Origin of the sequence: Paenibacillus tuaregi, from assembly GCF_900086655.1 — a bacterium.
Taxonomy (GTDB): Bacteria; Bacillota; Bacilli; order Paenibacillales; family Paenibacillaceae; genus Fontibacillus; species Fontibacillus tuaregi.
Map to the genome: position 1 here is coordinate 3432627 of NZ_LT575476.1, position 23026 is coordinate 3455652.

Consider the following 23026-nt stretch of genomic DNA (forward strand, 5'->3'; position numbering starts at 1 on the left):
GAAATGCCCCAAGAACGAACGCCCGCTTCTATTGTACATTCAATATAGGCCGGGTGTCTTTCGCTTGCCTATACTTTTGCGTCTAATTCAATCGGAACCGCGTCCTTATGCATAATTTCAATTTGAAGGTACCTGTTCTTCTTCCGTCTGCGCACAGTAAACCGGTACTCATCATGAACATAGCTTTCACCTACTGCCAGTTCGCTGTTCTGAGCAAACAGCCATCCACCGATGGTATCCCAATCCCCAGAATCAATCTCGCTGGTCAGATGGCTGCTGACCTCCGTAACGGACACCTTGCCGTTAACCGTCAAGTGCCCGGGTGACCATACTTTTACATCCTCTTCTTCTTCTGTATCGAACTCATCCCTGATCTCGCCCACAATCTGTTCAAGGATGTCCTCAATGGTGACAAGACCCGAAGTCCCCCCATATTCATCAATAAGAATGGCCATGTTCGTTCCATCCTTTTGCAGTCTCTTGAGCAGCGTATTGACATGGATGAACTCCGGAACAGCCATTACAGGCTGCATCAGGGTAGAAATATCGAGATCCGGATTATCCTCGTAAGCAAGAAAGAACTGTTTCGTATTAATGATTCCGATCACGTTGTCCTTGCTGTCTTTGACTACAGGGAAACGGGTATACTGCTGCTCCTTGATAATTTCCAGGTTCTCCTGCCGGGTCTTGCCTGTATATAAACACACCATATCTGTTCTTGGCACCATAATATCCTTAGCCATCAGATTATCAAATGCGAAGATCCGGTTTACATACCCGAACTCAGTCTGATTAATCTTTCCACTCTCCAAACTTTCGCTTAGGATAATGCGCAGCTCTTCTTCAGAATGGGCTTCCTCATGCTCGGAAGCCGGTTTAACGCCGAACATCCATACGAGCTGATTAGCCGATCCGTTTAGAGCCCAGATGAAAGGATACATGAGTTTGCTGAACCAGATGATCGGTTTGGCCGTAATAAGCGCAATGCCTTCCGCCTTGCGGATTGCAAATGTCTTTGGAGCCAGTTCACCAACCACCACGTGTAAGTAAGTGATCAACGCAAAGGCAATAATTACGGATACAGGCCCGGCTACCTGTTCGGATACATTTAAGTACTCGAACATAGGATGCAGAATCTTCTCCATCGTTGGTTCGCCCAGCCAACCAAGACCCAGCGCTGTAATCGTTATCCCAAGCTGGCAAGCTGACAGATAACCATCCAGATTATCGATCACCTTCTTCACCGCGGTCGCATTCTTGCGGCCTTCCGCAATCATTTGATCCACCCGGCTGCTTCTCAGCCGGACCACCGCGAATTCAACAGCCACGAAAAATGCGGTTAGAAAAATTAAAATTGCAATAAGAACTAAATTTAAGCCATACCTGTCACTTTCCACAAAACATCTTCTCCTTAATTGATGAATATAAATTATGTCCTATGAAATGAACTTGGAAGGGCGGTTCCCGTCCATTTCATATATCTAAATATATACGTAGGAGAGCTTATCTTGGTTTCATGAAGGTGCAACAAAGATTAACGTTGTATATTTAGAGTTGTTATTGACCTGTTGTCAGCTTGGTAGCCTTAACCGTCTGATCTGCACTGCCAATGGCCAGAACTCCACCTTGAATTGGCTGAACTGCAGCTCCACGGTTAATAGAGTTCGTCCGGTTGACTATGGTTTCCCACTGAGTTGTCCCTGCAGAGTCCAGATGTGCCACATATTCCTTGGAAGTAGTCCCATGCCAGTCCTCATTCACTTTGCCCGTAATCAGGTATCCTCCGTCCGAATCCAGTGCAATATCATTCACTTGACTGCGGTCCCACTGGCTGGCGAGAGGTTTCGACCAGATTAGATTTCCAGCCATATCGGTCTTAAGTACAAAGCCAGTAGTAAGATAACGGACACCGCCATCAGGATTCGGGTGATTGTAGTAGCCGGTCAGCACATAACCGTCAGAATCCTGAATGATTCCTGTCGTCCACAGGTTCTGGCTGTCCTGGGAAGGAACGAGCGTCTTTTCCCATTCAAGCTTGCTTGTATTTGTATACTTGGAAATCACAATATTGGTGTTATTGGTGCCCGCCTCAGAGGACTCTCCAACCACGACAAACCCGCCATCTGCCGTATGCATGACACGGCTAACGGAGTCCTCCGTAGGTTTGTTCCATGTTTTTTGCCAGATTACGGTACCATTGCCCGAAAATTTAGTTAATATTTGGTCTTTATCTCCGTTTAAGCCCGGTGTGGTCCCTACCGTAATGTAATTTCCGTTATTCAGTTGATCCACGGACATCAGATAAGTGTTTGACTTGGGAATACTATACTCCCAGTCCTTGCCCCCCTGAGCATTCACTTTAAGTACCGAAGCCCCGCCTACTGAAATATATCCGCCGCCGTTAGTCTGATGGAAGGAGGCCAGATACCCAAGGCTGTGCTTGTTAAAACTGAGTTTGGACTTTTTGATGCCGGAGCTGTTAACCGAACTAATGTTGACTTGGTCACTCTGAACCGAGGCTGCCAGAATCTCATTTGAACCATGTTCATAAATTGAATCCGAAGCCAACGCCACATCTTTATCCCATACCACTGTAGCTGCTCCTAGCTGAGTCTCCTCAGCCGAAACAAGCGTGCCTGCAGACAAACTAAGGGTAAGCGCGATCAAGGAATGGGAAATCCACCGAACGTTCTTGCTTGCAAAGCCGGTTCTGATCATTATTATTACTCCTCCTTCAGTTAATATGTCTATTGACACTTAATTATGTTTCGGCTTCCAGCTTCAGGACAAGCGGATAAAGGCTCACGTGTGGGACAAAATTTCATGGCAATTTCACTTACTATTGGCCTAGTCCTAAACATACAAGCACCCACAGCTGGCATGAATCCGCTGTGGGTGCTTTTGATTTCTTATTTTGCTAAATCTTGTTCTTTGGAGATTCTCCGCTACTAAAGGGCCAGACTCATTTCTGTTCTTCTTCTGATGAGTTCTGTCCCCCATCAAGCCAGCTCCGGATCATCGACAACAGCTGGGCACTATTCACCGGCTTGGTAATATAGTCTGAAGCCCCAGCTTCCAGACATTCCTCCCTGTCTCCCTTCATCGCTTTGGCGGTAAGTGCAATAATCGGCAGATCCTTGAACTCCGGCTTTGTCCGGATCGCTCTTGTCGTCTCATACCCGTCCATAACCGGCATCATAATATCCATCAGCACAATTTCGATATCTGGTGTCTCTTCCAGAATCCGAATGGCCTCCTGCCCGTTCTCCGCCGCAATGACCTTCATGTTATGGCGCTCCAAGATAGACATCAGGGCAAAAATATTCCGCACATCGTCATCTACAACAAGCACTTTCTTATATTTAATCATCTCGTCGGACTGATGCAGCTTAACAAGCTTCTCTCTGGAACCTTCAGGCAAATCTATAGTACGGCGGTGCAGGAATAGACTGGTCTCATCCATAACCTGGTTCATGGATTTGACTTCCTTAATTACCGCAGTCTTATTCATTTCCTCCAGTTCGTTCTCTTCCTCGATAGTCCACCGTTTGCTCCGGTAAATTACAACAGGGACATGTTTGTTCTGAACCTTCATATACATCTCCCGGATTAGGCGGAGCGTGTTCATATCCGGCATATCGTTATCGATCAGGACACAATCGAATTCTTTTGATTTAAGCTGATTGAGCGCTTTTCTCGAAGTATCCACTGCAGTAATCTTGAGATCCTTGTTACCGATCATATTCACGAAATCTTGACGGCGCTGCTCGTCATGAACGGCAATCAACAAGGTATGTGTGGTCTTATCGGCAAAAGCATTCAAGCGGTCCAGCGTACTCTCAAGCTCCTCATTCGTTACCGGCTTGCACAGATAGTCATGGACTCCTTTTTGCTTCAGCTCAAATTCGTCCTCCTCCACGGTGATTACACAGACTGGAATATGCCGGACGTCCATGTCATTCTTCAAATGCTCGATCACAAGCCATCCATCCGTGTCCTTCAGTCGAAGATCAAGCGTGATCGCTGCAGGCAGATATTTGCGGGCCAGCTCCAGTGCGTTGGAGCCTTTGGTGGTGATAATCGCCTTGATCCCTTTCTTGTGAAGGGCACCAAGCAGGATTTCGTTAAACTTTAGATCATCTTCAACGATCAGGAAGACACGGTCATCCGGTCCGATACTGTCCCGGTCATCCATAATCTCGCTGCGCGGCGTAAAACGGATCACCTCTGGTGGTGCCACATCAATGACTTCAGGCACATATTTCTTGGTCGGCGCGGGCTCCTGAGTGTCAGAATCGACCGGCAGGTAAAGATTGAAGATGCTTCCCTTGTTCACCACACTATACAGAGTGATCTCACCACCCAGCATGGCCGCGATTTCGCGCGATATCGCAAGACCCAGTCCGGTGCCGCCATATTCGCGGTTCGTGCTGCCGTCCGCTTGCTGGAAGGCTTCAAAGATAATTCCCTGCTTATCATCAGGTATGCCAATACCTGTGTCGCTTACCGAGAAGCACAGAACCGTACCCGCCTGATTTAGGGCCTCCTGATCCTCGCTCCACCCTTCCTCCGCCCTGCGCAGATGTAAGGAAATTTGTCCGCTCTCGGTGAATTTGAACGCGTTGGACAACAGATTCTTAAGAATTTGCTGGAGTCTCTTCTGATCCGTTACAATGTTCCGCGGCACATCGTCGTCGGCTTTCACATTGAATTCCAACTCTTTGTCGCCAACTAATGGTCGGAAGGAGCGGTCCAGACTCTCAAGCAGTTCGGTAAGCGAAACTTCACTTAGATCAACGGAAGCCGTCCCGGATTCAATTTTGGACAGGTCTAGAATGTCATTAATCAGATTCAGCAGATCCATACCGGCATCCTGTATCGTCTTAGCATATTTCACTTGGGCATCGGACAAGTTCTCATCGGGATTCTCAGCCAGCTGCTCGGCGAGCAGCAGCAGAGAGTTCAGAGGAGTCCGAAGCTCGTGCGACATATTAGCCAGAAACTCCGATTTATATCTTGAAGTAAGGGCGAGCTGCTCCGCCTTCTCCTCCAGGAAGCGCTTGGCTACCTCGACTTCATTGTTCTTACTCTCCACCTCGGCCTTCTGGATGACCAGCAGCTTGGCCTTGTCCTCCAGCTCCTCGTTCGTATTCTGAAGCTCCATCTGCTGTTTCTGAAGCTCTTCCGTCAAGGATTGGGACTGCATCAGCAGCTCTTCAGTCCGTTGATTCGCCTGCATTGTGTTAATAACAATTCCGATGGATTCGGTAAGCTGATCCAAGAAGGCAAGATCAATCTCATTGAATTGCCGGAAGGAGGCGAGCTCTAGCACCGCCAGCACTTGATCCTCGAAAATGATCGGAAGCAGTACGATATTAAGCGGCGTGGCCTCTCCCAAACCGGAAGAAATCATAACGTAATCCCCTGGCACATTGGTCAACAGAATACGCTGCTTCTCGATCAAGCACTGACCAACCAAGCCCTGTCCGGCGCGGAATTCATTAGACAAATGCTTGCGCTGCTGATAAGCGTAGCTTGCAAACAACTCGAGCACCGGTTCACCGTCAACGGGCTCATTAATATAGAAAACGCCGTGCTGCATGGATACCAGTGGCGCAAGCTCGGACAGAATCATCCGGCTGACGGCATAGAGGTCCCTCTGTCCTTGAAGCAGACGGGAGAATTTCGCCAGATTGGTCTTAAGCCAGTCCTGCTCCGTATTAATCCGGGTCGTCTCCTTCAGATTACGGATCATCTCATTCACATTGTCCTTGAGTGCCGCAACCTCACCGGCTGCCGCCACATCAATGGTCCGCGACAGGTCGCCCTTCGTCACGGCAGTGGCCACGTTGGTAATCGCCCGTACCTGGGTTGTCAGCGTGCTCGCCATGTAGTTAACGTTATCGGTCAGATCACGCCACGTTCCCGCTGCTCCCGGCACGCTTGCTTGCCCGCCCAGCTTTCCTTCGGCCCCTACCTCTCTGGCCACCGTTATAACCTGTTCGGCAAAAGTTGCAAGTGTATCAATCATGTTATTGATCGTGTCGGTCAGCTCGGCAATTTCGCCCTTGGCATCCACGGTCAGCTTCTGCTTCAGATTCCCGTTGGCGACCGCGGTTACGACCTTGGCAATGCCCCGCACCTGGTCGGTTAAGTTCGTCGCCATGATGTTTACATTCTCGGTCAAATCACGCCAGATCCCGCCTACTCCCCGAACCTGGGCCTGTCCGCCCAATTTGCCGTCTGTACCTACCTCGGAAGCCACACGGGTTACCTCAGATGCGAAGGAGTTGAGCTGATCCACCATCGTGTTGATCGTGTTCTTCAGCTCCAGCAGCTCACCTTTCACGTCAACCGTAATCTTCTTCGACAGATCCCCATTCGCTACCGCTGTGGTTACACCGGCGATATTGCGCATCTGAATCGTCAAGTTGCTGGCCATATAGTTGACCGTATCAGTGAGATCCTTCCAGGTTCCCGAAACATCCTTCACTTCAGCCTGAGCACCAAGCTTACCTTCCGTGCCCACCTCACGCGCTACGCGCGTAACCTCGGAGGCAAAGTTGCTGAGCTGGTCCACCATCGTATTCATGGTGTTCTTCAGTTCGAGAATCTCACCCTTCACATCAACGGTGATCTTCTTCGACAGATCCCCTTTCGCGACGGCTGTTGTCACATCCGCGATGTTCCGCACCTGATCGGTCAGATTGCGGGCCATGCTGTTAACCCCTTCCGTGAGGTCCTTCCATGTGCCGCCAACGCCTTTAACCTGGGCTTGTCCGCCGAGCTTGCCCTCCGTTCCAACCTCGTTGGCCACACGGGTTACCTCGGATGCAAAGGTGGAGAGCTGATCCACCATCGTATTGATTGTGATCTTCAGCTCAAGAATCTCCCCTTGGACATCCGCGGTAATCTTCTTGGACAAATCCCCGTTGGCGACTGCCGTTGTCACAACCGCGATGTTCCGCACCTGATTGGTCAAGTTGCTCGCCATGTAGTTAACGCTTTCGGTCAGATCGCGCCACGTTCCGGCAACTCCCTTAACCTGGGCCTGTCCACCCAGCATCCCCAGGGTGCCTACCTCACGGGCTACACGCGTAACCTCGGACGCAAACGTGCTGAGCTGATCCACCATCGTATTGATCGTGTTCTTCAGCTCAAGGATTTCACCCTTCGCATTGACCGTAATATGCTTGGATAAATCACCTTTTGCTACCGCAGTGGTCACTTCCGCAATGTTGCGCACCTGATCAGTAAGTGTACCCGCCATGAAGTTCACGCTGTCGGTCAAATCCTTCCATGTGCCTGAAACGTCTTTTACATCGGCTTGACCGCCGAGCTTGCCCTCAGTGGATACCTCACGGGCCACCCGTGTAACCTCAGAAGCGAAATTGCTGAGCTGGTCCACCATCGTATTAATCGTGCTCTTCAGCTGAAGGATTTCGCCCTTGGCATCAACGGTGATCTTCTTGGACAGATTTCCCTGGGCTACCGCCGTCGTGACCTCCGCGATATTACGCACCTGATTCGTCAAATTGCTCGCCATATAGTTAACACTTTCGGTCAGATCACGCCACGTTCCCGCCACTCCGCTAACCTCAGCTTGACCACCGAGAATCCCTTCAGTGCCCACCTCACGGGCCATCCGGGTAACCTCGGACGCAAAGGTGCTGAGCTGATCGACCATGGTGTTAATTGTGTTCTTCAGTTCAAGAATCTCGCCTTGAACGTCTGCGGTAATCTTCTTGGACAAGTCCCCATTCGCTACCGCTGTCGTTACCACAGCGATATTCCGCACCTGGTCAGTTAGATTGGACGCCATGTCGTTAACGCTTTCAGTAAGGTCTCTCCATGTACCTGAAACATCCTTCACATTGGCTTGACCGCCAAGCTTACCCTCGGTACCTACTTCACGCGCCATCCGCGTGACCTCGGACGCAAAGGTGCTAAGCTGATCGACCATGGTGTTAATCGTGTCCTTCAGTTCAAGAATCTCGCCTTTGGCATTAACCGTAATCTTCTTGGACAGATCGCCTTTTGCTACGGCTGTTGTCACCGCAGCGATATTGCGCACCTGGTCCGTCAAATTCGTCGCCATGTTATTTACGCTATCTGTAAGGTCTTTCCAGGTCCCTGATACGCCCTTCACATCAGCCTGTCCGCCAAGCATCCCCTCAGTACCCACCTCCCGGGCTACCCGGGTTACCTCGGATGCAAAAGTGCTGAGCTGTGTAACCATCATGTTGATGTTGGTAGCCGTACGCTGGAATTCACCAGTTAACGGTCTCCCTTCAAATTCCAAGTCCACCTTCTGGGATAAATCTCCCTGGGCTACCGCGTTGATTACCCGTACCATCTCGCTGGTAGGTTGAATCAGATCGGCTACAAGCCCATTAATCGATTCGGAAACCACTTCCCAGGAGCCGCCTGTGTTCTTGTGCGTAAACCTGCGGTTGTATTTCCCTTCCTTGCCTACAACCTTGGCTACAGTCTGAACCTCTTGAACCAGACTCTCCTGCATATCCATTATTTCATTAAATGTATCCGCTACTTTGCCGGCGATGCCTGTGTGATCATACGGCATTCTGTACGAGAAATCTCCCTTTTTTAAAGCCATTAAAGCATTTAACAACTCACCGGTATTCAACCCGGTCTGGGACGATTGCTTTGGTTCTTCATGTTCTGACATGATCCAATTTTCCTCTCCGACATAATTTATTGTTATTGGAGTTCAATATGTAAATCTTCTATCACATTTTACTATGAACTAGGATTCCATGTCATTAGTTCACCATGACTTGGTAGGGAAGGAGGATATCTTCAGCCTATTCCTGGCACACAAATACTACCGGTCCTCGATTGTATCTCCTAGCATGATAAGTTTATACAAAAGACAGGCTCCGCACATTAGCGAAGCCTGTCACTAATTAAAGTCCTGTCTACTGGTGATTCCCACCCTAGAATTAATCCTGCAGCTCAAGCCCCTTCGTCTCTTTACCCAGAAAAAGGACACCCGCAGCTCCTACAAGGATCGCAACAAAAAAGAAAACAAAGATTGTGCTAATGCTGGTTCCTGCGCCAACCCAGCTGCCCACAAGCAGCGGTCCGATCACTCCGCCGATCCGGCCAACGGAAGTAGCCAGGCCAACTCCTGTTGTGCGGATTCTTGTCGGATATAATTCAGGACTGTACGCATACAAGCCTCCCCAAGCACCAAGGTTGAAAAAGGACAGGCATATCCCGGCTGCAAGCAGATTGCCTTCGGATGAGGCATATCCAAACCATACGGCACTTAGCGCCGTACACACCAAATAAGTGACAAGCACAAATTTACGGCCGAATTTCTCAATGAAATAAGCAGCTGTGAAATAACCTGGAAGCTGGGCAAGCGTCATGATCAGCACATAACCAAAACTTCGGATCAAGCTGAATCCTTTGAGCACCATCATATTCGGCAGCCATAGGAACATCCCATAATAAGACAGCACTACGGTGAACCACAGAATCCATAACATGATGGTGGTCTTCCGGTTACCGGCAGACCAGACCAGCCCAAGCTTCTCACGGAAGGTCAAGCGGACTTCGGACTTCATCCTCTCATACCTGGGCGAATCATCGATTGCCCGGCGAAGATAGATGGCATAGAGTGCGGGGACTGCACCAATGACAAAGGCCGCCTGCCAGCCATATTGAGGGATGACAAAATAAGATATGAGCGCGGCTAATATCCATCCCGCCGCCCAAAAACTCTCCAGCAGCACAACCGCCCGCCCCCGTTCCTCGGCAGGCATGGATTCAGATACCAGTGTGGAAGCAACAGGCAGCTCCCCGCCTAAGCCAACGCCGGATATGAACCTAAGTACGCACAGCACGGTAAAACTTGCTGCAAGTGCGGATAGTCCGCTGGCTGCCGAGAAGATCAGCAGAGTCCACAGTAGAACATTCTTCCTTCCGTAACGGTCCGCGAAATAACCGGCAAAGGCCGCTCCAAACACCATTCCTATGGAATTGATACTTCCGAGCAGACCTACCTGCCCGGGAGTCAAATGCCAGCTTACGGTTAACGCCGCGATGATAAAAGATAAAATCCCAACGTCCATCGCATCAAACATCCAGCTTAACCCTGCACTGAACAAGAGCTTCCGATGCTTCGTATTGCGTAAAACACTAATATTGTTCATAACAAGCAGCTCCCTCTGCCGTCACAAATCCAATGACTTGATTGGCATCAACAATTTTGTGCTTATATTCTACCCCACTTCCCTGACAACATCTACGAGAATGTGAAAAAAATCTCTTATCCAGCTATAAATCCATTTCTATCCCCACGACTTAGATGTACAATCCCTTCTCTCCCCACCAGCATCTATTATATTAAATCCATCTAAAGCGAGGTGAAGTCTAATGGCAGTATATCCTTCATCCTGTAATTGGAGAGGCAAAAAACACCGCAAACTGGATGTAAATAAACATAAGCACTGCAAACCCTCGGGCCGGCTGCTCCGCCTTACCGTAATCTGGGCGTGCTCTACCGGGGAGCCTTACAGAACCAGCGGGTTCCTGGCCACCGCATCCACTCTTTCAGGCGAGCTTATCCAAACAGCCAAGTTCAACAGTCGGGGTGTCGTTATTTTTTCTAAAATCAAAACACCTACCAAGCAAGCATACGTTGTGAAAATTTATTCCTGTGAAGGCAACTTAGTTCGCAGGGTGGTTGTGCCTCGGGGCAATGACGCTTTTGTTATCGTTCCTTAATTACTAAACTATAATTCTTCAACACTACTATAGACCATTTATATCAATTGCTGGCTATCGCACAATCTAAAAGCTTCATATTAGCATGTAATATCACATCCACATTAAGGAGGTGACATTCCAATGGCAAAACGTCCTTCCCGCTCTTTATTCAAAGTAAAAGGCCGTAAACTTAATGCGTCCAAATACGGCCGAATTTTAAAGCCTACTCAACGCTTGCGCAGGCTGACGATCGTATGGGCCGACACCTCTGGCAACCCATACAACACAACAGGCTTTTTCGCTACAGTCAGCACCACTTCCGGCAGACTTATTCAAAGAGCAAGATTTGACGGCTTCGGTGTGGTCGTCTTCTCCCGTATTTCCACACCAACTAACCGTGATTATATCGTCCGCACATTCTCCAGCGACGGTACTCAATATCGTGAAGTTACCGTGCCTGCCGATAATGCCGCATTCGTAATTATACCTTAAGAGGACGTCGACAGACTCCACCTACTACCTCCTCTTAAAGTATAGAAGAAGATCTGCCTCTAGCAGATCTTCTTCAGATTATCGGGAAATCCTGATCTTTGTTGGCGAGCAGGGTTTCTTTTATTTAGTACGGGGAGTCTCCTAAAATAGGATGATCAGAGTCTGGCGGTCTACACGGTTTTTCTCCCCCCACTATCTCTGGCGTACGGTACATACCGATTCATAACAAATCTAAAAAGCATACTGGAAGATGCCCTTGATAAGCGCCCAACGTTTTGGAAAAGCTGGATTGGAATTAATCAAATTACCTCGGATCATCCTAAGATTGGTGGCGTGCGATTGATTCAGGTTTTTCCCGATACCCCTGCAGCCGGGCATCTCCAGGTGAACAACATCATCACCCAGGTTAATGGCGGTCCGTGAACAGTTATGACCACTGTGAAGAGCTAATCACAAGTACAAATCCTCAGCAGCCGCTCAATATCCTGACAACCTTATTCCTGTAAAAAAATATCCTGGTAACAAAAAAACCATTGTTGGATTACCAACAATGGTTTTACTTTGCTTGGCGGCGTCCTACTCTCCCAGGACCCTGCGGTCCAAGTACCATCGGCGCTGGAGGGCTTAACGGTCGTGTTCGGGATGGGTACGCGTGGAACCCCTCCGCCATCGCCACCAAACATGATTTTCCGAGTCATTGCTCTCTGAGTTATCTCAGGTGAATCTCTGACTTCAGAAAAACTAATTCAGGTTTCAGCATCGCCAAATGCTGAAAGCTAGTTCCTTCTAACCGAAGGCTTGCTTCGGAATAGAAATGAGGTTTGCTCCCTGAAAACTAGATACGAAACGAACTTGCGCACCCTTCTAGGAACTGCGTCCTTCGGGGTATTTTTTGGATAAGCCCTCGACCGATTAGTACTGGTCAGCTCCATGCATTGCTGCACTTCCACCCCCAGCCTATCTACCTCGNTGTGAGAGTTGAACTCTCAAAACCGAACAACGAGTGAGAGGTTGCTTTGCGATGCAAAGCGGGATACGGTGACTTTCAGTCAACCGCGTTACGGCAGCTTGCGCTAACCGCAATATTTGAATGCTTCCGTCGCAGGAAGCGATTCTCCATAGAAAGGAGGTGATCCAGCCGCACCTTCCGATACGGCTACCTTGTTACGACTTCACCCCAATCATCTACCCCACCTTCGGCGGCTGGCTCCTTGCGGTTACCTCACCGACTTCGGGTGTTGTAAACTCTCGTGGTGTGACGGGCGGTGTGTACAAGACCCGGGAACGTATTCACCGCGGCATGCTGATCCGCGATTACTAGCAATTCCGACTTCATGCAGGCGAGTTGCAGCCTGCAATCCGAACTGAGACCGGCTTTTCTAGGATTCGCTCCATCTCGCGACTTCGCTTCCCGTTGTACCGGCCATTGTAGTACGTGTGTAGCCCAAGTCATAAGGGGCATGATGATTTGACGTCATCCCCGCCTTCCTCCGGTTTGTCACCGGCAGTCATTCTAGAGTGCCCACCCGAAGTGCTGGCAACTAAAATCAAGGGTTGCGCTCGTTGCGGGACTTAACCCAACATCTCACGACACGAGCTGACGACAACCATGCACCACCTGTCACCGATGCTCCGAAGAGGGACTCTATCTCTAGAGCTTTCATCGGGATGTCAAGACTTGGTAAGGTTCTTCGCGTTGCTTCGAATTAAACCACATACTCCACTGCTTGTGCGGGTCCCCGTCAATTCCTTTGAGTTTCAGTCTTGCGACCGTACTCCCCAGGCGGAATGCTTAATGTGTTAACTTCGGCACCAAGGGTATCGAAACCCCTAACACCTAGCATTCATCGTTTACGGCGTGGACTACCAGGGTATCTAATCCTGTTTGCTCCCCACGCTTTCGCGCCTCAGCGTCAGTTACAGCCCAGAGAGTCGCCTTCGCCACTGGTGTTCCTCCACATCTCTACGCATTTCACCGCTACACGTGGAATTCCACTCTCCTCTTCTGCACTCAAGCTATCCAGTTTCCAGTGCGACCCGAAGTTGAGCTCCGGGATTAAACACCAGACTTACATAGCCGCCTGCGCGCGCTTTACGCCCAATAATTCCGGACAACGCTTGCCCCCTACGTATTACCGCGGCTGCTGGCACGTAGTTAGCCGGGGCTTTCTTCTCAGGTACCGTCACTCCGGTAGCAGTTACTCTACCGGACGTTCTTCCCTGGCAACAGAGCTTTACGATCCGAAAACCTTCATCACTCACGCGGCGTTGCTCCGTCAGACTTTCGTCCATTGCGGAAGATTCCCTACTGCTGCCTCCCGTAGGAGTCTGGGCCGTGTCTCAGTCCCAGTGTGGCCGTTCACCCTCTCAGGTCGGCTACGCATCGTCGCCTTGGTGAGCCGTTACCTCACCAACTAGCTAATGCGCCGCAGGCCCATCCATAAGTGACAGATTGCTCCGTCTTTCCCAAATCCCTCATGCGAGAAACTTGCGTATCCGGTATTAGCTACCGTTTCCGGTAGTTATCCCAGTCTTACAGGCAGGTTACCTACGTGTTACTCACCCGTCCGCCGCTAACCATCAGGAGAGCAAGCTCTCCATCAAGTCCGCTCGACTTGCATGTATTAGGCACGCCGCCAGCGTTCGTCCTGAGCCAGGATCAAACTCTCCATTAAAGTGTTTGACTTGCTCATTTTGAATCTGACGAGAATTTTACTTCTCATTCGATTTAAAGAACCGAAGTTCTTCAACCTTGTATCTCACTCGTTGTTCAGTTTTCAAAGATCAATTTCTCATTCGTTGCTTACTCAGTTGCCATTCGGCGTCTCAGCAGCAACTCTTATATATTATCATGTTACCAAGCATTTAAGCAAGTCATAATTTTTACCAGTTTATCTTTTCTTACGAAGTTGAAACTGTATGAACTACTCTCATGCTCCCGCCAAATTACTTACCAAGCAATCGGCCGGAATAAGAATATATCATGGAACCCAAGTGAATTGCAAGTGTTATTTCAAAAAAAGAATCTTTCTAAATAAATCCAACCTTTAAATCGCCGGCTATTAAGAACATGATCAACTTGTAAAATGGATGTCATTTGTATCACCCTGTCTGCTGCTCCACATAAACTATCCTAAACCCATAGAAAAGGTGATGCGACTTGGCCAGTTTTTCAGCGGCTTTAAAGTTAAAAGAACAGCTTTCTAGACAGATGCTGAAGAAAAAAGGCGTACATGGAATAGGTGTCGGCCTGAATAATCCCCGGAACCCTAAATCTGGAGCAGCCGTTATTGTCTATACTGACAAGGCATTTACGGCGCATACTAATAAGAAACTTCATATGACTGTAACCACTAAGGGGAAGAAACTAGCCGTACCTGTGATCTACAAAAAAACCTCCAGATTCCGCCTACATGCGAAAGCGACAGAGGATCTTACAGGAAGAATACGGCCTGTCGTTGCAGGCTACAGTGTGGGCACCCCTAACGTATCCGGTACCGCAGGCCTTATTGTAAGAAGCCGCTCAGGTAATCAAAAATACATTTTAAGCAATAACCACGTACTCAATGCAACCAATTCATCCAAATACTCCGTAACCATACAACCCGGGGGAGCTGATGGGGGAACCTCACCCAAGGACCGGGTAGGACACCTTGACCGATTTGTAAAAATAAGCAGCACAAGGCCTAATTTTATGGATGCCGCCACTTCCATTCCAACCCGCAACAGCTTGCTGAGCCCCACTTATGCCCAAATTGGCGTGATCCCCGGATACGTTACCTCTTACCGGGTCGGTGACAAGTTTAAAAAAGTAGGCCGTACCACTGGCCTCGTCAATGGAACCGTGGACTCCATTCACACCGATGTGCAAATCTCTTATGAAGGTTACGCGGATCTATCCGTAGTCACTTTCAAAGACCAGACCGTGGTGAAGGGCAGCAGCCCCGTATCATTACCTGGGGATTCCGGATCAGTATGGCTGACAAGACAAGGAAATTATGCGGCAGCCGTTAATTACGCCGGCTCCAGTGATGGACGGCTGTCCATCGCTTATCCAATCAGATGGTTCATGCAGCGGTTCAGCACTGAGGTAGCCCGCCCAAGCGGAACAGGCACTGTAAAGACTATAAAGATTCCTGCGAAAGATAAAAATAAGTACATCCGTTCCTTAACCGCTGAACAGCTTAAGCAAATCAAACTGGTTCGGGCAAAAAGAAAATAATCACCTAAAGAAAAAGCCCTTGGGCAATAAGCCTGTAACTATTGAGTCTGTGGTTGTAGTCCTGCAGCGGACTTACAATGAGGAAACTGTCGTTAGAGAGTGTGAACTGCACTTCCCTCAATCTGTCTAGTATCCGCTCAGGGCTGCCAACCAGAGTCCTAACTAATGAAGCCTTGGACGCCCGGCCCAACGCTTCCGCCAGGGCATCCGTCTCAGCGCAAATAACCGAGACCGCAACCATAGTCTCTGGAGAAGCCCTGAGCTTCCCGGGTTTGAATTGCTCCCGGTAGGCTTTTAGAATATCACTGCCATCCTGATCACTCATGAAATGCCCGAACACAAAACCTGTTCCGAACTCTGCTGCGTACCCGCAGCTCTTCGTATTTGTTCCAAGCATCCAGACCTTTGGAGGCTCTTTTGGCATCGGACGAGCCGTTACCTGTTCGCCCTCATACCGGTACTCCCCCGTTAATAGTTCTGTTAAAGACCTTAAAGAAGCAGGCACTTCGGCAACATGCTGCAGAAAGTTACCACTTAAAGCCATAGATGCATGAGCTGGCCCTCCTGGAGCCCGTCCTATTCCAAGGTCAATTCTTCCTGGATACAAACAGGACAATAAATGGAAAGACTCGGCAACCTTCATGGGACTGTAATGAGGAAGCAGCAGCGCGCCAGATCCAAGGCGGATTGAGCTCGTTCTAGCTCCAATGTGGGCTAGAAGTATTTCTGGAGAAGGACAAGCAAGTCCCTCCAGATCATGATGCTCGGCAGCCCAATACCATTCGTAGCCCCATTCCTCGGCCATTTGAGCAAGGCGAACTGTCTCCTGAATTGCATCCTCTACTTCATACCCGTTTAGAACTGGGGCAAGATCCAGCACGCCGAGCCTTAGTTTCTCCATATTCGCTTACTCCCTTTCATAAATCTATCTTCTTTGATTCGATGGGCAAAGGTGTGCTACTATATTTTAGTAAATTGATTGAAAATTAACATTTTAACTGATGAGGTGAGAATTAATGAAAATGACTTTCCTGGGACATTCTACAATTCATGTAGACACTGGAACTCACAAATTTATTATTGACCCATTTCTTACCGGAAACCCGCTGGCAGCTGCAAGCGCCGAGGACATCAAGGTAGACTACGTCCTACTCACTCATGGACATTCGGATCATATCGGAGACGCGGAGTTGATCGCCCGCCGAAATGGTGCAACCATTATAGGTATCGTTGAACTCGCTAATTATTTTACAAGCCTGGGCCTTAAGACAATCGGCATGAATCTGGGAGGTTCTCTGAAGCTTCCGTTTGGGACCATTAAATTTACTCCTGCACTGCACACCTCATCTATAACCAAAGACGGGGTTAACCTTTATCTCGGGGCTCCGGCAGGGATTCTGGTACAACTGAACGGACATACTCTCTACCACGCCGGGGATACCGCGCTGTTCAGTGATCTCAAGCTGATTGGAGACCGTCATCCGATCGATGTGGCGCTGATCCCAATCGGGGATTTCTTCACCATGGGGCCAGACGATGCCCTCTTGGCAGCACAGTGGATTCATGCCAAACACACGGTTCCTATTCACTATAATACGTTCCCTCCAATCGAGCAAAACGGGGAAGAATTCGTCAATAAGCTTCAGCAGGCTGGCCTGAAGGGTCATGCGCTTAAACCGGGTGAATCACTGGATTTAACAGAGCTGTAGACCCAGAGGCGGTCCAAACGCTATAACCGTGTAACTTACCTGCATAAATAAAAGAGACAGCTCTCCCAGATATAGCTGGGGCTGTCTCTTTACTATTTACCTACCGGATTTAGCCGATAACGGCAAGAACAATCATGCCGATCCCTTGAACCTCAAGCTTACTTTCGCTTATATGGCGCACCGTCTCCGAACCATGAAGCACCTTCCAATCGCCTAAATCAGGGAGATCCATTGAAACTAGATCCTGTCTAGCATTGTACAGTACGTATAAATGCTGTGCCGAGTCACCACCCGCATGATTGCGGAGGGTATACGCGACCGTTCTGCCAGGGCTGGCTTCAAACACTAGATGCTGCCGGATCAGCTCGGCCGTCTCCAGCCTGAAAGCGGGATGCTCTTTGCGGAGCTTGATCAGGTCTTTCATGTACTGTACATCTTCCTGGTATTCAGCACAGCGTTCCCAATCCACCCGGTTGACCTCGTCAGGCAGATTATAGCTGTTCTCGAATCCATACTTCGTTCTGCAGAATTCCTGGCCTGCATGAAGGAAGGAGATGCCCTGGCTTGTCAGCACAATAGAGGAAGCAAGTCTGTGCATTTGACGCCGGAGTTCATTCTCCTCGCCATCAACTGATACCAGGATCTTGTCCCATAACGTATGATTATCATGACATTCGGCATAATTGACCGTCTGGGAAGGCTCATGCGCAAATCCCTTGATCCAGTCATCATAGGGGATACAAGCAGTTACGCCTATTTTGACCACATGCTCGCGCCCTTCTCCCCCGCTTACAAAACCTCTATCCCTGGCCTCAAACACATGACCTCTCAGACCATCCCGGATAACATCATTAAAGAAGCCGATCCCCTTCATTTCTCCCGCCTGCAGCTGATTGGCCCTGCGGTGGGAAGGAAGCTCCGTCTCCATGATCCACCCTTCCCCTATGGTCAGAATGGATGGATCGATCATATCCAGCCTGCGCCGGATTTCATTCATGGTGGCTGTATCAAGCAAGCCCATGAGGTCAAAACGGAAACCGTCGATATGGTACTCCGTCGCCCAATGTACAACCGACTCCACGATGAATTTGGACATCATCTTGCGCTCGGAGGCCACATCATTTCCACAGCCCGAGCCATTAGAAAACTCCTGCCGATCATTATAGCGCAGATAATAGCCGGGAACGAGCTTTGTAAAATTCACGACATATCCATCATAAACATGGTTGTACACCACATCCATAATAACGCGGAGTCCCTCATCATGAAGAGTCTGAATCAGCTGCTTGAGCTCGCGAATACGGGTCTTTGGAGTATAGGGATCGGTAGCATAGGAGCCTTCTGGAGCATTGTAATTCTTAGGATCATACCCCCAGTTATACTGAGGAATGTCAAGGCGGGTCTCATCCACACTTTGTGTAGAGTAATCATAGAACGGGAGCAGCTGAACATGGGTGACCCCCATATCCACAATATGATCAAGACCGGTCTTGATTCCCTGCGGCCCCCGCGTCCCCTTCTCGGTTAAACCCAAATACTTTCCTTTATGTGTAATACCGCTGGCTGGATGAATGGAGAAATCCCGGATATGCGCTTCATATATAATCGCGTCCGTAGCTTTACCGAATTCAGGCTTATCCGCAGTCCAGCGATCCGGATCGGTCTGGGCCAAATCGATAATGGCCGCCCGGTCCCCATTAACCGCAACCGCTGTTGCGTATGGATCGGCAGCCTCATTCCACTGATCTCCGATGCGAACAAGATACGTATATAGATAACCATTAAGGTCCTCTCCTATGGAAACAGTCCAGGTTCCTTGAACACTCTCTTCCATAGCAATAATTCTGTCAGAGCGCCCGTCCCACGTGCGATACAATACAACAAAAGCCTCAGTGGCCGTAGGAGCCCACAGGCGGAACTTGGTCCGCTCCCGGCTGTATCTGAAGCCCAGATCATCACCATCATAAAAGTAGTGATCATCGAACTCCGGTGAAAAAACAGAGATACCTGCGGTTCTTGCAGGATCTCCATATTCAATATGAACATTCCTTTCGAGCTGTACGGACAAGCAGACTCACTCCCCGAAAATAATCATTCTGTTCGCTTCGGCAATCGTTTGCACAACAAACTATTTACCATTATAAAGGAGGTTGCCAGTGAATTAAAGACTTTTATATCCACAGCCCATGAATTTTCAAATTACCCACTTTATTTCAAACTACCTATCTTTCATATTGTTTACATTGCGAAGCAGAATCCATACATAAGCCATAATGACAAGACCCATCTCATGCACAAGATGGATTGTGCCATGAAATGGGTCAACATAACCGGGTTATGCGGCTGTGATACTAACAGAAATGAACTTATGCTGCCATGAAACTGGCGTTTGAAGGAGCGCCAGTGTCCATCCCTTGCGCCTTCTGTAAGCCGCCTTGACGGAGGCTCTGACGGTTCTTAAACACATTCACTACAGAGGATGGGTCGCCCACCTCGTTGTGCATCAGCTGAATCAGCATAGCGGCATCTTCCCGGCTGAGGGCCTGCAGATACTGCTGCACCTCTGCTTTGAGTTGCTCCCTGTCCTCATTCAACTCATGGGAAATCTCGATAGGTTGACCGCGAAGGGCTGCAAGAGCTGTTCTTGCCCGGTACAGCACAGATTTGACAGCTCCTTCCGTCATATTCAGCTTCAAAGCCACCTCAGGTGAAGAATAACCTAGAACGTCACGGAGAAGAAATACACAGCGCTGCAATGGTGACAGACAGCTCAGCACCCGGACCACGGCTTCAGCAATCTCGGATTGGTCCACTTCTTCCTGTAACACCGGGTCAGGTCTGAAGTCCTCCAGTTTACGGCTCAGTACTTTGTGGCGCCGGACATGATCGATCCATCTGTTTCGTGCAGCTTTGAACATATATGCTTGGGCAAACTCCTTATCAGGAGTATTCTGAATCATAGGAAGGACCTTCAGGCATACATCCTGTACCAAATCTTCAGCGTCCCATTTCGAACCTGTAAGCGCAAGGCAGTATCTGAGCAGTGTTGACCGAAGCTCTGACAAATTCGGCCTTACGCCATTTAATTCTACACTGCTAGAATGATATGACATTTGTCTTCCTCCTTTTTCAAACCTTCTTCATTAGTACACGAAGAAGTCTTCACAAAGGATACGGTTAAAAACTGTAAATTATCTTTCAAACAAATTCCCCAAACCGCCAAGAATACTTCCCTCATCCTTGCGGCCAAAAGTTGCCGCTGAAAGGACACGATCTGCCATCCGGCTGAACGGAAGGGACTGTACCCATACTTTACCTGGCCCGCGAAGCGTGGCGAAGAACAGACCTTCACCCCCGAAGAGCGCGCTCTTGACCCCTTTTACAAATTCGATATCGTAGTCGATCCCGGCGGTCATAGCCACAAGACAACCTGTATCCAGACGAAGCACCTCACCGGGATTCAAAGTCCGCTCTATCACCAGACCGCCCGAGTGTACGAATGCCCAGCCATCCCCTTCAATCTTCTGCATAATGAATCCTTCGCCACCGAAGAAGCCGACTCCCAGCTTCCGCTGGAACTCAATACCGATGCTGTTTCCTTTTGCCGAGCAGAGGAAGGAATCCTTCTGGCAAATGATTTTTCCGCCAAGCAGCTGCAGATCAAGAGGGATGATTTTTCCCGGATAAGGAGATGCAAAGGTAACATTTTGACGATAACGCCCCTCGTTGGTAAACACCGTCATAAACAGACTTTCACCGGTCAACAACCGCTTGCCGGCCCCCATCAATTTCCCCATCATTCCATTGCCTCTGGAGCCATCACCAAAAATCGTCTCCATCTGGATGTCCTGATCCATCATCATAAAGCTGCCGGCTTCGGCCACCACGCTTTCTGCAGGGTCCAGCTGAATCTCCACACATTGCATTTCTTCCCCAATAATCCGGTAATCAATCTCATGAGCACTCATGTTCATCCGCCTCCAAGTTAAGTTGCATCTCGGGCCATTTCCAGCCCAACCGCTCATATATTAGTCAAATAAATCAAGCAAATCACATCTTAAACATAATACAAAGGGGCTGCCCGGTCCATAATAATGTTCCGTCAACCCCATATCGTTTCCGCTATGATCCAAACTGCGCCTGATGCAGTCTGCTGTAAATCCCCCCGGCCGCAACCAGATCGTCATGAGCCCCTTGCTCGGAAATGCCCGACTCCGTCACCACCACAATACGGTCCGCATTCTTAATCGTGGCGAGCCTGTGCGCAATAACAAGTGTGGTCCGTCCAGCAGACAGCTCAGACAGGGATTGCTGAATAGCCGCCTCCGTCTCCGTGCCCAGAGCGGATGTTGCTTCATCCAAGATAAGTATTGGCGGGTTCTTCAAGAACATTCTGGCAATGGACAACCGCTGCTTCTGTCCTCCAGACAGCTTAACTCCCCGCTCTCCGATAACCGTATCCATGCCATCTGGCTGAGACCGGATGAAATCATCCAGACGTGCGTGCCTTGCCGCTCTCCATATTTCATCTTCAGAGGCACCGAGCCGCCCATATTCAATATTCTCCCGGATGGAGCCGGAGAACAGGAACACATCCTGCTGAACAATTCCAATCTGTCTGCGCAAGGATGAGAGGGTCATATCCCTGATGTCTGTGCCATCAATGGATATTGAGCCTCCTTGAACTTCATAGAATCTGGGCAGCAGGCTGCAGAGCGTTGTTTTGCCGGCACCCGAAGGGCCTACGAAAGCTACAGTCTCCCCAGCTCGGATTGAAAGGCTAACTTTATTTAGCACTGGTTCCTTATCCTCATATCCGAAAACAACATCTCTATAAACGATATCCCCTCTAAGATGGCTGACCTCCCGTGCTCCCGGTGAATCCTGGACATCCGGTTCAGTATCCATAATCTCGATGAACCGTTTGAAACCGGCAATTCCCTTGGGATAGGTCTCAATCACCGCATTAATCTTCTCGATTGGCCGGAAGAACACGTTGGACAGCAGCAGGAATCCAATAAACTCACCGTAAGTCAGCTCATGGCGAATAACAAACCAAGCGCCGCAAATCATCACAAACAGCGATACCAGCCGCATCAGCATATAACTGAGGGACGTGTTAAAAGCCATGATTTTGTAAGACAAAATCTTAGTTAGACGAAATCTCTGATTATTAATGGCAAAAAGCTCTTTCTCATGCTGCTCGTTCGAAAAGGCTTGGACTACGCGGATTCCGCCCACATTGTCCTCCAAACGGGCATTAAAGTCAGCAATATCCGTATACATTCTGCGGAAAGCACTGGTCATCTTCCGGTTGAAGTATAGCGCCAGCCAGAGGATCACTGGAACGATGATAAACGTAAGCACAGCCAGCTTCCAATTGATCGACAGCATAAGCAGGAATGCTCCAACCAAAGTCATGATGGCGATAACCAGATCCTCCGGGCCATGGTGGGCAACCTCCCCAATCTCGAACAAATCATTTGTGAAACGTGACAGCAGATGGCCGGTCTTATGATTGTCGAAGAAGCGGAAGCTCAGCTTCTGAAGATGCTCAAACAGCTTTTTGCGCATATCGGTCTCAATGTTGATCCCCAGCTTATGTCCCCAATAGGTCACCACAAACTGGAGCCACGAATTTAGAACATATATAATCAGGAGTGCACTGCAAGCCATGACGATGAGGGACCAGTCCCCTTTGGGAAGAAGCTTGTCCACCACGTAATTGACTGCGATAGGAAAGCCGAGCTCCAGAAGAGCCGCCACAATAGCTGAGCAGAAATCAATAAGAAACAGACCTTTGTAAGGCCTGTAATAGCTGAAAAATCGACGGAGCAAGTCCACCACTCTTTTCCTGGAAAATTGG

General features: G+C 49.1%; 12 protein-coding genes and 2 rRNA genes. 3 read left to right on the forward strand and 11 right to left on the reverse strand.

Annotated elements, in window-relative coordinates:
* Positions 1 to 68: 68 nt before the first annotated feature.
* From BN6628_RS15350 to BN6628_RS15365, 4 genes are all read right to left on the reverse strand, one after another.
* On the reverse strand, positions 69 to 1397 hold the full coding sequence (locus tag BN6628_RS15350) for a hemolysin family protein (RefSeq protein WP_068618875.1): 1329 nt from the start codon (positions 1395 to 1397) through the stop codon (positions 69 to 71).
* 160 nt (positions 1398 to 1557) lie between these two features.
* The gene (locus tag BN6628_RS15355; RefSeq protein WP_068618877.1) at positions 1558 to 2718 is read right to left on the reverse strand and encodes a hypothetical protein; all 1161 of its coding nucleotides are present in this window, start codon (positions 2716 to 2718) and stop codon (positions 1558 to 1560) included.
* Between the two features lie 244 nt (positions 2719 to 2962).
* A complete protein-coding gene (locus BN6628_RS15360) occupies positions 2963 to 8689 on the reverse strand; it encodes a HAMP domain-containing protein (protein ID WP_068618879.1) in 5727 nt (1908 codons plus the stop codon).
* A 274-nt stretch (positions 8690 to 8963) separates the two neighbouring features.
* Positions 8964 to 10181 carry an MFS transporter gene (locus BN6628_RS15365; RefSeq protein WP_068618882.1) on the reverse strand — a complete coding sequence of 406 codons (1218 nt, stop codon included), beginning with the start codon at positions 10179 to 10181 and terminating at the stop codon, positions 8964 to 8966.
* Positions 10182 to 10878: 697 nt separating this feature from the next.
* Here BN6628_RS15365 and BN6628_RS15375 point away from each other — a divergent pair.
* Complete coding sequence (locus tag BN6628_RS15375) at positions 10879 to 11229, forward strand: hypothetical protein (RefSeq protein WP_068618886.1); 351 nt, start codon at positions 10879 to 10881, stop codon at positions 11227 to 11229.
* Positions 11230 to 11792: 563 nt separating this feature from the next.
* Here the strand turns inward: BN6628_RS15375 and rrf are convergent.
* Positions 11793 to 11909 (reverse strand): 5S ribosomal RNA (gene rrf, locus BN6628_RS15380).
* 442 nt (positions 11910 to 12351) lie between these two features.
* Positions 12352 to 13904, reverse strand: a 16S ribosomal RNA gene (locus BN6628_RS15385).
* Between the two features lie 485 nt (positions 13905 to 14389).
* Between BN6628_RS15385 and BN6628_RS15390 the strand changes: the two genes are divergently transcribed.
* Complete coding sequence (locus BN6628_RS15390) at positions 14390 to 15451, forward strand: hypothetical protein (RefSeq protein ID WP_068618888.1); 1062 nt, start codon at positions 14390 to 14392, stop codon at positions 15449 to 15451.
* 4 nt (positions 15452 to 15455) lie between these two features.
* Here the strand turns inward: BN6628_RS15390 and BN6628_RS15395 are convergent, their stop codons facing one another.
* Entirely contained in the window at positions 15456 to 16352 is an 897-nt protein-coding gene (locus BN6628_RS15395; RefSeq protein ID WP_068618890.1) for an MsnO8 family LLM class oxidoreductase, read from the reverse strand.
* A 115-nt stretch (positions 16353 to 16467) separates the two neighbouring features.
* Here BN6628_RS15395 and BN6628_RS15400 point away from each other — a divergent pair, with 115 nt between their 5' ends.
* Positions 16468 to 17160: a metal-dependent hydrolase gene (locus BN6628_RS15400; protein ID WP_068618891.1), complete on the forward strand. Its 693-nt coding sequence runs from the start codon at positions 16468 to 16470 to the stop codon at positions 17158 to 17160.
* A gap of 109 nt (positions 17161 to 17269) precedes the next feature.
* On the opposite strand, the gene pulA is transcribed toward BN6628_RS15400, so the two are convergent.
* The 4 genes from pulA to BN6628_RS15420 form a co-directional block, all read right to left on the reverse strand.
* Complete coding sequence (gene pulA / locus BN6628_RS15405) at positions 17270 to 19228, reverse strand: type I pullulanase (protein WP_068618894.1); 1959 nt, start codon at positions 19226 to 19228, stop codon at positions 17270 to 17272.
* Between the two features lie 298 nt (positions 19229 to 19526).
* Entirely contained in the window at positions 19527 to 20273 is a 747-nt protein-coding gene (locus tag BN6628_RS15410; protein WP_068618896.1) for an RNA polymerase sigma factor, read from the reverse strand.
* Between the two features lie 78 nt (positions 20274 to 20351).
* The gene (locus BN6628_RS15415; RefSeq protein ID WP_068618898.1) at positions 20352 to 21128 is read right to left on the reverse strand and encodes a TIGR00266 family protein; all 777 of its coding nucleotides are present in this window, start codon (positions 21126 to 21128) and stop codon (positions 20352 to 20354) included.
* Positions 21129 to 21282: 154 nt separating this feature from the next.
* The gene (locus BN6628_RS15420; RefSeq protein ID WP_068618899.1) at positions 21283 to 22998 is read right to left on the reverse strand and encodes an ABC transporter ATP-binding protein; all 1716 of its coding nucleotides are present in this window, start codon (positions 22996 to 22998) and stop codon (positions 21283 to 21285) included.
* Positions 22999 to 23026: the final 28 nt, after the last annotated feature.

Coding starts and splice junctions, on each gene's coding strand:
- BN6628_RS15355 (WP_068618877.1), bottom strand. CDS start 2,718: ATGATCAGAACCGGCTTTGCAAGCAAGAACGTTCGGTGGATTTCCCAT.
- BN6628_RS15360 (WP_068618879.1), bottom strand. CDS start 8,689: ATGTCAGAACATGAAGAACCAAAGCAATCGTCCCAGACCGGGTTGAAT.
- BN6628_RS15365 (WP_068618882.1), bottom strand. CDS start 10,181: ATGAACAATATTAGTGTTTTACGCAATACGAAGCATCGGAAGCTCTTG.
- BN6628_RS15375 (WP_068618886.1), top strand. CDS start 10,879: ATGGCAAAACGTCCTTCCCGCTCTTTATTCAAAGTAAAAGGCCGTAAA.
- BN6628_RS15395 (WP_068618890.1), bottom strand. CDS start 16,352: ATGGAGAAACTAAGGCTCGGCGTGCTGGATCTTGCCCCAGTTCTAAAC.
- BN6628_RS15400 (WP_068618891.1), top strand. CDS start 16,468: ATGAAAATGACTTTCCTGGGACATTCTACAATTCATGTAGACACTGGA.
- BN6628_RS15410 (WP_068618896.1), bottom strand. CDS start 20,273: ATGTCATATCATTCTAGCAGTGTAGAATTAAATGGCGTAAGGCCGAAT.
- BN6628_RS15415 (WP_068618898.1), bottom strand. CDS start 21,128: ATGAGTGCTCATGAGATTGATTACCGGATTATTGGGGAAGAAATGCAA.